Annotated in this window: 11 protein-coding genes; 6 read left to right on the top strand and 5 right to left on the bottom strand. The window is 38.6% G+C overall.

The features are described from left to right. Positions 1–135: 135 nt before the first annotated feature. From C9J37_RS22260 to C9J37_RS22240, 5 genes are all read right to left on the bottom strand, one after another. On the bottom strand, positions 136–945 hold the full coding sequence (locus tag C9J37_RS22260) for a hypothetical protein (protein WP_107897129.1): 810 nt from the start codon (positions 943–945) through the stop codon (positions 136–138). After that, positions 942–2,033, bottom strand: coding sequence for an MBL fold metallo-hydrolase (locus tag C9J37_RS22255; protein WP_107897128.1), 1,092 nt, complete (start codon positions 2,031–2,033; stop codon positions 942–944). The genes C9J37_RS22260 and C9J37_RS22255 overlap by 4 nt, the downstream gene beginning before the upstream one ends. Next, entirely contained in the window at positions 2,026–3,687 is a 1,662-nt protein-coding gene (locus C9J37_RS22250) for an ABC transporter permease (protein WP_107897127.1), read from the bottom strand. Before C9J37_RS22250 ends, C9J37_RS22255 begins: the two co-directional genes overlap by 8 nt. Positions 3,688–3,818: 131 nt before the next feature. Continuing rightward, positions 3,819–4,850 carry an ABC transporter substrate-binding protein gene (locus C9J37_RS22245; RefSeq protein ID WP_107897126.1) on the bottom strand — a complete coding sequence of 344 codons (1,032 nt, stop codon included), beginning with the start codon at positions 4,848–4,850 and terminating at the stop codon, positions 3,819–3,821. Further along, complete coding sequence (locus C9J37_RS22240; RefSeq protein ID WP_107897125.1) at positions 4,847–5,812, bottom strand: ABC transporter ATP-binding protein; 966 nt, start codon at positions 5,810–5,812, stop codon at positions 4,847–4,849. The genes C9J37_RS22245 and C9J37_RS22240 overlap by 4 nt, the downstream gene beginning before the upstream one ends. Before the next feature lie 137 nt (positions 5,813–5,949). On the opposite strand from C9J37_RS22240, the gene C9J37_RS22235 reads away from it, so the two are divergent. The 6 genes from C9J37_RS22235 to modB all read left to right on the top strand — a co-directional run bounded on the left by C9J37_RS22235 (position 5,950) and on the right by modB (position 10,716). Continuing rightward, on the top strand, positions 5,950–6,846 hold the full coding sequence (locus C9J37_RS22235; RefSeq protein WP_107897124.1) for a LysR family transcriptional regulator: 897 nt from the start codon (positions 5,950–5,952) through the stop codon (positions 6,844–6,846). A 214-nt stretch (positions 6,847–7,060) separates the two neighbouring features. After that, a complete protein-coding gene (locus tag C9J37_RS22230) occupies positions 7,061–7,516 on the top strand; it encodes a PTS sugar transporter subunit IIA (RefSeq protein ID WP_107897123.1) in 456 nt (151 codons plus the stop codon). Next, complete coding sequence (locus tag C9J37_RS22225) at positions 7,517–7,780, top strand: PTS sugar transporter subunit IIB (protein WP_107897122.1); 264 nt, start codon at positions 7,517–7,519, stop codon at positions 7,778–7,780. Positions 7,781–7,847: 67 nt separating this feature from the next. Then, positions 7,848–9,116, top strand: a complete 1,269-nt coding sequence (locus C9J37_RS22220; protein ID WP_107897121.1) for a PTS ascorbate transporter subunit IIC — start codon at positions 7,848–7,850, stop codon at positions 9,114–9,116. A 157-nt stretch (positions 9,117–9,273) separates the two neighbouring features. Next, positions 9,274–10,059, top strand: a complete 786-nt coding sequence (gene modA, locus C9J37_RS22215; RefSeq protein ID WP_107897120.1) for a molybdate ABC transporter substrate-binding protein — start codon at positions 9,274–9,276, stop codon at positions 10,057–10,059. Beyond that, a complete protein-coding gene (gene modB / locus C9J37_RS22210) occupies positions 10,060–10,716 on the top strand; it encodes a molybdate ABC transporter permease subunit (protein ID WP_107897119.1) in 657 nt (218 codons plus the stop codon). Positions 10,717–10,963: the final 247 nt, after the last annotated feature.

Below are 10,963 nucleotides of genomic sequence, written 5' to 3'. Positions count from 1 at the left end.
TCGCGGGTATTTCACCTTGTTCCGCGGGTAAAACCTCTTTCTTCGCGGGTATTTCACTTTGTTCCGCGGGTAAAACCTCTCATTTCGCGGGTATTTCGTTTTATTCCGCGGGTAAAACCTCTCGCTTCGCGGGTATTATTTTTGCTCCATTACAAAGGCTGTTTTTCCTCGCTGATCCGCACTAAGATATCCAGCTGCTACTAGCTGATTATGCCATACTTGCTCAATTACTGCAGCTTTTGTGGCGTCGTCTTCTTTAGTAGATAGTTCTATCATAACATCCCCTTGATAATGCCAAACCTCGATATCAGCCTCATAGCCTGCATAACTTCCTTTATAGGTTGTTGCATTGGCAGGCCCATACACGATGGCTTGCGATAACGTGTTGTTATACCATGTTGCCGAATCCCAATTTAAAATTTTCTTTGGAACATGATCTAAAATCATTTTTTTCGCAGCATTCACATCCACAGCATCGAAAGAAACTTTAGTCGTTGCCTTTAACGATTCTTTGCGACTAATTGTAAATGTACGATTTCCCCCTTTAATATCCATTTCAAACTTATAGTTAGATTCATCCCCTGTAAAGCCTTGGCTTTTGGTGATTGCTAGTGCTTCGTCAAGCGGTGTATTCAGAAATCTCTTTTTATACGTAATATCGATTTTCGTGCTATCTTTATAGACACGTAAACGGTTGTTATAGTCTGCATTTAAAAATTCTTGATTATTTGTATCGAAATAGTAAATCTTTACCTCATCTTTTTTCGTTGCTGCAAAAAGTCTTAAAATGACTGATTCATTAAAAAGATCCGTTCGCAAATTATATTTAATCTCATGACTAGGCACCATTGCCGCTTTCGCTTGTACTGTATTCAATAGGCCAAGCGTCCCCAGTACCATGGCCATTACGACCAATTTCAGTGCAACTCTTTTAAAATGATTCATCCTATATCCGCCTCTTTTCCGATTAAAGTTAAAAGTGTCGTTTCTTCATTTGTAAAATGGCTGTGAAAATAAATGGTTTTCTCAGCATTTATGTGCTTGGACAAGGCAATGATATCCTCATAATCCGGATGTGTTTTGTAAAAAAACTGTTTTACTTGATGGGGTGCTAATGGTTGAATATAACAAGCTTTATTAAAATATCCTGTAAAGATAACAATTGCTGATGGACAATTTTTGAGTAGTTGCGATATGGTTGCTTCATCTCGCTCTGGAACAAAATAAATAGCATTTTCCTCAACAGTCGTCTCTTGTAAGCATTCCCTTCTGAACAACGGCAAAATCGGAGTAGGTACCACATTTTCAGGTGCGTCATAGTAATCTTCAAACAAGGGAAAAAACTGATGATCAATACACACTTTTCTTGTACTATGCGCAAAAAGATAAATCGCAATATCAGCCGTTTTGCCTGAAAAGGAAGAAGGGAAAATAATCGGTCTACTATCGTTCGTACAAATAAACTTCACTATTTGTTGCAATACTTCTTCATTCTTAATGGTCTTTTCAACATGCCCACTATCGATAAACGCGACGTTATACTTCCCACAATCCTCATACGGAAGATTCGCCTTTAATAGATAGGAATCTAAAACATAGTCTCCCGAAAAAAATATCACCTCCCCCAAAAATCGAATGCTGTACCAAACACTTCCTATTAGATGCCCACTAAAGCCCCATTGAAAAGAAAGATGCTGGTTAATATGTAACCAATAACCAATCGATTCTGGTGAAAAGGTTTGAATGTTTGGATAAGCGTGTTTTAATTGTTTTGCTGTCATCTCACTCATAATTAGTTGACCATTGTAACCCCACTGTTCCAGTAAAGGAAGCGCGCCGACATGATCAATATGCGAATGAGAAATAAACACAGCATCAAGTTTTGCCACATGAGCGGGAGTTAAGGTTGGCATCGTTTTTTCCCGATTATTCATGACACCACAATCAAGTAATATCGCTCGTCCATCCTTTTTGAGATAAAAGCAATTACGTCCGTACTCTCCAACCCCTCCTAAAATCTCTACATTAAGCACGCACATGTCCTCCCCATCTTTGAAGCCAATTTAATAGGAACATAAAAACAACGGTCATCGCGACTGTAATAACTGCAACAGCCATTCCTATCCCAACATTGCCTTGTTCAAATTGGCTGTAAATAAACGTTGCGCCTGTCTCAACTGAAGGAGGCAAAATAAGCAGACCCGCGACTAGTTCGCGCATTGAAATAATAAATGTCATCATCATACCAGCAAGTATTCCTTGCATTAGCAGGGGGATGATGATAGCTCGATACACGTCCCAACTATTGCGTCCAAAAATCGCAGCTGATTGAAAAATAGATTGATCTAACTGTGATAGTGAGGATTTTGTATATTGCACAGCGTACGGTAAGAACAGCACACAATAAGTCACAACGACCATCGCCTTTGTATTGTAAATGGTTGCTGGTAACCAAGGGGCATTCCAAAACATAATTAAGCCGACAACAAAGACGATACCAGGAATAATATTCGGCATTAGACTAAAGAAATCTAATAGTTGTTGCTTTTTCGTTTCTCCCTTTTTAATGTAAAGGGCAATAAATAAACCAATTATCGCTGTAATAACTGCTGTAAATATTGAAAAAACAACGCTATTTATAAATGCCGTTAAGCCAGCGCTACCACTAGTAAAGACAGCCTGATAAGACGCTAATGTGAAATTGCCTGCACGTAAACCGTCTCCCCTTACTTTTTGTAGCGAGGTTACAATTATTGAAAAGTAAGGAATACCGATTGCAAACAATAATACAAAACCTACATAAAACCATGATCCCAATTGGATAAACCATTTATCTTTTATTTCACGTGCAGCGGGCGTTTTTCCTGAAAGTACGCTATATGTAAACTTTCGTCCGATAAGATTTTGAAAATACCAGATAATAAGACATACGGAAAGCAAGAAAACAGAAAGCGATGTAGCCATTCGAATATCTACTGGCCACCTTGAAAGATAAGCGTGAATTTCTGTCGTAAAAACTTGAAAACCGATACGGCTTCCAAACGTAGCAGGCGTCCCGAATTCCGCTAGCGTTTTAATGAAAATTAACAATATCCCAAGAACATAACTAGAAATAAGTAACGGCAGTATTACTTGTAGCCAGTTGCGCAAAGAACTACGTCCAAAAATAAGTGCAGCATCCAAAAAGGAACCATTTATTCTAAGCAACGTATTTTTCAGCATTAAATATAAAAAAGGAAAAAGATGTAGACTCATAACCATGACCATGCCAAATAAAGAAAAAAAGGCATCAGACAACCAAGCTGTGCCAGGCACTAGTTGCTGTAAAAATCCATTATTTTGCATAAATAATATCCATCCCATGGAACCAATATAAGGGGGTGTCATAAAAGGAATCGTTAGGACAATATCGAGCCAATCATATTTTTGTAAAGTTGTTTTCGTGCGAATGAATGCCATAGGCAATGCTAATATCGTCGTACCTAAAATAACCAATACACCTAATAATAAAGAGTTGCCCAATGTCTGCCATAATCTTTCATTAGCAAACATTCTACTAAATTGTGAAACATCAAATATTCCATCATGGACAAATGTATAATACACAATGGCTATTAATGGTGCGATCGCAAACGTTGCGACAATCGTCAATAACAAGCCAAAACTTCGTCTGCTTTCCATTATCATGTTGCATCATTCCTTTCACAAAACTACTTTTTTAAAAAATTCGCAATAGTCAGTATTAGATAGTTGTGACTGACCAATAGCGAATTTTTTCTCAGACAGGATGATGGCAAATAATACCCTCAGCTTACAACTTAACGAAAAATATCGTTGAACTTCGTTAAAATATCAAGTTGCTTTGCTTCTGAACCTTTCCAGCTCACATTTAACTGTGGGATTTCATCCAATGCTGCGCGATCTTTTACAGCTATATCATGATTGCCAGGTAGTAGATACGCCTCTGTCACTAGTTTTTGTCCTTCATCTGAAAGCAAGAAATTAACATATGCTTGCGCACCTTCCACATTTTTAGCATCTTTCATAATGCCTACTGCTCGTGGACTAACAACCGTTCCGCTCTTCGGATAAACAATTTCTACTGGCTCCCCACTCGCTTTCGCTTTATACGCCATATAGTCAACACCTGAAATCGTTGCATTTTTATCACCTGTAATAACAGCATCCAATGCTTCCTTATTGGCTCCATTCACTTGTAGTCCATTGTTTTTCCATGCTTGGATTGTATCCCATGCCGATTTTTCCGCTTCTGTATAACCGTAAATAAAATCAACAGCAGATCCAGACAAACTTGGATCAGGAATATTTATTTTACCTTGCCACTGTGCTTTAGCTAAATCTGTCCATTCACTTGGAATGTCTTTCGTATTTTTCGTATTGTAGGCAATGCCTAATGCCGATGCGCTATAGCCATAGTAATAGCCTTCTGCATCTGACCAATCGGGGTTCATTTTACTAGCATTTTCAGCTTCTTTGTAACTTTGTAATTGGTTGGCTTCCTTTAATCCATCCATTGATGCAATAGAAGCTAACACAACGACATCTGCGACAGGATTGTTTTTCTCTGCTTCTAAACGAGATAAAATTTTACCTGTTGTTCCTTGGAACATCTCTACTTTCATGCCCGTTTTTTCTTCAAAAGCTTGTTGAATATTTGCTGCCAAGCCATCAGGACCAGCAGAATAGACGGTTAGTGTTTGCACTTCATTTGGCTTTGCACTGGCTGCATCATTCTTCACACTGTCAGTCGACTTAGTAGCGTTGCACCCTGCTAATGTTAATGCCACAAGAAAGCTCGCTGTTGCTAATAATTTGAAACGTTTTTTCACTGTAAACCCTCCAATTGATAGATTTGTTTAGTATCCACAAAAACTTCCAGTTGCTGTCCGTGTTCAAGCGGTACAGCTTCATAAAAGCTCCATTGCTTCCCTTCAACTTGCGCATGAACTAAATAGCGATCACCAACAAAAGTACTTTTCACAATCATTGCCTGTTTCGCAATGCTTCCAGGATAGTGTTGTCTCGATACTCCCTCTGGACGTACAATTCGATTCCCTTTACCGAACCAATTGACCTTCCCTATAAAATCCGCTACATAAGGTGTCGCCGGCGTATGATAAATTTCCTCAGGTGATCCAACCTGCGCAATTTTACCTGATTCCATCACAATTATTTGATCCGACATCGTCATAGCTTCTGTTTGATCATGTGTTACAAAAATAGCTTGGCAATCCAGTTCATGAATAATATGCATAATTTCATCCTGCATTTTTTCTCTAAGTACGGCATCTAACGCTGATAATGGTTCATCAAATAAAATTAACTTTGGATTCGTTGCCAATGCCCTTGCCAATGCAACTCGTTGTTGCTGGCCTCCCGATAATTGTCCCGGCTTACGATTTTCATATCCTTCCATCTTCACTAACCGCATCACATATGCTACTCGCTCTGGTATTTCTTCTTTTGGCATCATTCCTTTTAAGCCAAATGCGATGTTTTGGAAAATGGTCATATGAGGCCATAATGCGAAATCTTGAAAGACCATGGCAATATTTCGTTTATTTGGTTTAACATTTTTGCGAAGCTTAGACGAATAAATGATTGTGTCATCGAATGCAATTTCACCATTTGTTGGCTTTTCAAGACCAGCTAGTATTTTCAATAATGTCGTTTTACCACAGCCCGATTGTCCTAAAATTGTAATGAACTTACTGTCTAATTCCACATTAATAGGCCATAACGCTTGTGCCTGTCCATATTTTTTCTCTAAGTTCGTTATTGAGATTTTCATGGTATCCTCCTCGTCTATCTCTACTATAGTTTCCAGATATTTAGAAAATATTAACCTACTATTAATATGTCGTTAAAAAAAATCTAATAAACTTAAGGAAATGCAATACTTTTTCGAATTTCCTTTAGGAGGCTAAAATGAATCATCTGAAATTACAGGCATTTTGTTTACTCGTCGATTTTAAAAAATTAGCTCCTGTCGCTAAAGAGCTAGGTATTACGCCGCCTACGGTATCCTTTCATATTCGCTCGATTGAAGAAGAGTACGGGGTACGTTTGTTTCGCACAAATGCGGGTGGCTATCGTTTAACAGAAGCTGGAGAGGGGCTCTATCACTACGCAAGACAAATCGTCCAACTACAAAACGATATGAATCGTTTCATTGAAAATCTATTAGCAGGCAATATTGGCTCCATTCGATTAGGTGCAAGTGCCCTACCTGCGCATATTTATATGCCTGAAATTATTAATCAAATTTCCACTGCATATCCTGACATCCGCATATCCTTAGAGGTAAAAACAGCACCTGAAATTGAAAAAATGGTAGCCCTGCAAGAACTAGATTTTGGTTTAATCATGGAAACAAAGCAAGAAAACAAAGCATTAATCTATGAAACAATTGGTGAAGATTCGCTCGTTTTAGCTCTAAGCCCTCGTCACGAGCTGGCAGCAAAAAAGGACATCTCGCAATCCGATGTCCTTAAAAACAAAGTATTATTACATACTTCCTCTAGTTCAACCAATCATTTTATCGAAAAATGGTTAGACCCTTTCCAACCAGCATTTAATACCATTGAACTCGATTCTGTAAGTACGATAAAAAAAATGCTGACGTTTGGTAAAACCATTGCTTTTCTTTCCGTTTCCCTTATTGAGGACGAACTGCAATCTGGCTTATTAATCAAAAAAGATTTAAATGATATTACGCTAAAGCGGAAAATCCAACTAGTTTACCCGCAATCTAGACTAGACAATCAAATTGATGTATTTGTCAAAAAAGCGATTTACGATTTAGCACAAAAAATCAAAACATAATCCGCTACAACCTATGAGTCTCACAGCTTCAACCAACTGTGAGCTCTGCCTCATCTATCTGCACAAAATGACTTCCAATCCATCCCAATAATCACTTACTCCCTTTTTCAACATATTTACTAAAAAAATTCAGTAATCTGACATCATTACATAGCAAGCATTCATAACATGGATAGAAGACATGTTGTGCTCTAACGAAAGGAGGAATGACAAGTTGCTTACCGAATTGCTTCATAGTGAGACTATCCAAATCACAAACGAAGTAGCCAACTGGCAGGATGCTATACGCATTGCTGCATCACCACTCTTACAGCAAAACAAAATAGAAAAGCGCTATATCCAAGCCATGATCGATTCCATCGAACAACACGGTCCCTATGTTGTACTTACACCTAAAGTAGCAATTCCACATGCGCGGCCATCCGATGGCGTAAACGAATTATCGATGAGTTTATTAGTTTTACAAAAACCTGTATATTTCGGACCCGATAAACCTGTGTATGTAATCATTATTTTAGCAGCGACAGATCATACAACACATTTACAGGCATTAGTAGATTTAACACAAGTCTTACAAGAACCTAGCCAAATCGATAACATTATCGGATGTAAGCGTGCAAAATGCGTCATGGATAAAATAAAACAATATGCAACAAAGGAGCAATTATAAATGAAAATTTTAGTCGTTTGTGGAAATGGCTTAGGCAGTAGCTTCATGATGGAACTGACTATCAAAAAAGCATTGCTAGAACTCAGCAAAGAAGCAGAGGTAACGCATACTGATTTAACATCTGTAACTTCTGAAAAGGCTGATATTTATATTGGTGCAGGAGATATCGTCGACCAACTAGATAATGGTGTGCGAAAAATTGTGCGAGTCGTCAATATGATGAGTATCCCAGAAATCAAAGGAAAGCTTGCCCCACTATTGTAATGGACAATATGATGTGCAGTTGTAACGCTTACGTTGCTTTTAAAATTGGATAAGATGAGGTGTTGGTATGTTAGATGTTATGATGAATGACATTTTAGGTACACCAGCAATACTAGTCGGCCTATTTGCTCTTGTCGGCTTATTAATCCAAAAAAAATCTGCTTCAACTGTTCTTTCAGGGACGTTAAAAACTATTATGGGCTTTGTCATTTTAGGTGCCGGTGCAGCTGTTTTAATTGGTTCTTTAACTCACTTTAGCAAAATGTTCGATCATGCCTTTCAGGTACAAGGGGTTATCCCAAATAATGAAGCCATTGTTGCTGCGGCACAAACGACATTTGGCACATCCACAGCCTTGATTATGGTATTCGGGATGGTAATGAATCTTTTGCTAGCGCGATTTACGCCTTTAAAATATATTTTTTTAACTGGTCATCATACATTATTTATGGCGTGTTTAATCGCAGCTTCCCTCTCTGTTGGGGGGATGAGTGGCGCTCCTCTCATTATTTTCGGTTCTATATTGTTAGGTTTATGTATGGTGATTTTCCCTGCCATTTTACAACCTACAGTGCGTCAAATAACAGGAAATAATGACTTTGCAGTTGGACATTTTGGCAGCATTGGCTACTATGTATCTGCTAAAATTGGTCAACTATTTGGCAACAAAGCCAAATCGACTGAAGCAATAGCAGTGCCTAAATCACTTGGATTTTTAAGAGATACATCCGTTGCCATTTCCTTAACAATGAGCCTATTTTTCATTGTTGTCGCTTTATTCGCAGGTCGTTCTTATATTGAAGCGCAATTATCCGGGGGATCGAACTTCATTGTTTTCGCGATTATCCAAGCGATTACCTTTGCGGCGGGGGTCTATATTATCCTTGCAGGTGTACGCATGCTGATTGCAGAAATTATTCCTGCATTTAAAGGGATTGCTGATAAACTCGTACCAAACGCTAAACCTGCTTTGGATTGCCCGACAATTTTCCCATTCGCACCTAATGCCGTTATTATCGGTTTCCTCTTTAGTTTTTTAGCTGGCTTATTGTCCATGTTTGCCCTGCCACTGATTGGGCTTAAAGTTATTGTTCCTGGCCTAGTGCCACATTTCTTTACAGGTGCTGCGGCAGGTGTTTTCGGTAATGCAACGGGTGGTCGTATTGGCTCCATGGCAGGTGCATTTGCTAACGGGATAATCATTAGCTTTATCCCAGCTATCCTGCTTATCTTTATGGGGGATATCGGCTACGAAGGAACAACATTTGGTGATTCTGACTTTGGCATCGTAGGCATTATTATTATTAATATTTTAAAATTATTTGGTGCGGTGTAAGCATATCACTTCATATTTAAAAACTCGTTCTGACATGCAGAACGAGTTTTTAAATTGTCAGAATTGTTTGGGTGACTGGCACGACTATCTTTTTTACTTGGCACTTATTATAATTAGTTATGTCTTGTTATAACGAGTTATAAAAGGAGTAAAATCAGTGAAAAACTTTTATCGTTTATTTGCGGCACTAGCTCTACTAGTGGGTCTACTAGTAGCTTGTGGTAACCAAGAAAAAGAAGGGACTGCAAACGAACCTGTTGAATTAACGATTTCTGCGGCAGCTAGTTTACAGGATGCCTTAGAAGAACTTAAAACAACTTATGAAAAAGAACACGATTCGGTCAATATCCTCTATAACTTTGGCGGCTCTGGTGCATTGCAACAACAAATTTTACAAGGTGCACCGGTGGATTTATTCTTTTCAGCAGCGAAAGATAAATTCGACGCCCTAGTAGAAAAAGAAATGATTGAACAACAGCAAGGAACAGATCTTTTAGCTAATGAGTTAGTATTAATCGTTCCTAAAAACAATGAAAAACAAATCCATTCCTTTGAAGATTTACATCAAGCAGGAAAAATTGCTCTCGGCACACCCGAAACGGTTCCTGCTGGGCAATATGGCGTCGATACATTAAAGCATTTGCAACTTTGGGATTCACTTGAAGCTAAAGTAGTGTATACAAAAGATGTACGTCAAGTACTTACTTATACTGAAAGCGAAAATGTAGATGCTGGCATCGTGTATAAAACAGATGCCCTCGTCTCCGATAAAGTCGATGTCGTTGCGACTGCCGATGATGCGACCCATGCACCGATTATTTATCCTGTAGGCGTCCTAAAAGCGAGTAAGCATGGACAAGAGGCAAAAGATTTTTATCAATTTTTACAAAGTGATGAGGCAATGAATGTTTTCAAAAAGTATGGCTTTAAAGGAGCTCAATAAATGGGTACCGATTTTTGGTCTCCTCTTAGGCTTTCCATTGAAATTGCCTTTGTTGCTGGAATTACTGCTATTATAGTTGGGATTTTAATGGGTAAATGGATGGCAACCCGCCATTTTAAAGGCAAACTCTTGTTAGAAACGGTGTTGCTTTTACCCTTAGTATTACCTCCTACTGTAGTTGGTTTTCTGCTCATCGTTATTTTTGGAAAAAATAGTGTATTAGGAAATCTAATTATGTGGCTTTTCGATCAACCAATCATGTTCACATGGTGGGCTGCCGTTATCGCTTCTACAATTGTAGCCTTTCCTTTAATGTATCAATCTGCTAAAACAGGCTTTGTCTCTGTTGATAAAGATATTGAAAATGCAGCACGTGTTGATGGGGCGAATGAATGGCAAGTCTTTGTTTGTGTATCTATTCCGCTCGCATTAAAGGCACTTGTATCTGGTGGAATTTTAAGCTTTACACGTGCATTAGGGGAGTTTGGGGCGACCCTGATGTTTGCGGGGAATATTCCCGGAAAAACACAAACAACACCGCTAGCGATTTATATGGCACTTGATTCGGGTAACATGACGCTTGCTTGGACATGGGTTTTGTGCATGATCGCTATTTCCTTTCTAATGCTTCTTTGTATCCATTTACTAAAAGTATAAAAGAGAAAAAGTGTTAGATTGATTGCAGTCAATCTAACACTTTTTTGCTCTATCGTTAATGTCTGCTACGGGTGGTCTCCTTCCACTCGGAACAGGAGTCGCCTCTCACCGCTCTCATCAACTAGTTTTAACTTCTAACCAAAAATTTTTAAACCGCTTTCCTCTGTTCCTTAAATTTTTTTGTTTTGTCCCAGCTTTTTTGATAGCTGTTAACTACGGCTGATGCTCTCGTAGCGCTACTTACCAC

The sequence above is a fragment of the Lysinibacillus mangiferihumi genome, from assembly GCF_003049665.1.
Classification (GTDB): Bacteria; Bacillota; Bacilli; order Bacillales_A; family Planococcaceae; genus Lysinibacillus; species Lysinibacillus mangiferihumi.
The sequence above is the reverse complement of the archived record's forward strand: the minus strand, read 5'-3'. Positions and strand labels throughout refer to the sequence as shown.

Coding starts and splice junctions, on each gene's coding strand:
- C9J37_RS22260 (WP_107897129.1), bottom strand. CDS start 945: ATGAATCATTTTAAAAGAGTTGCACTGAAATTGGTCGTAATGGCCATG.
- C9J37_RS22250 (WP_107897127.1), bottom strand. CDS start 3,687: ATGATAATGGAAAGCAGACGAAGTTTTGGCTTGTTATTGACGATTGTC.
- C9J37_RS22240 (WP_107897125.1), bottom strand. CDS start 5,812: ATGAAAATCTCAATAACGAACTTAGAGAAAAAATATGGACAGGCACAA.
- C9J37_RS22235 (WP_107897124.1), top strand. CDS start 5,950: ATGAATCATCTGAAATTACAGGCATTTTGTTTACTCGTCGATTTTAAA.
- C9J37_RS22225 (WP_107897122.1), top strand. CDS start 7,517: ATGAAAATTTTAGTCGTTTGTGGAAATGGCTTAGGCAGTAGCTTCATG.
- C9J37_RS22220 (WP_107897121.1), top strand. CDS start 7,848: ATGTTAGATGTTATGATGAATGACATTTTAGGTACACCAGCAATACTA.
- modB (WP_107897119.1), top strand. CDS start 10,060: ATGGGTACCGATTTTTGGTCTCCTCTTAGGCTTTCCATTGAAATTGCC.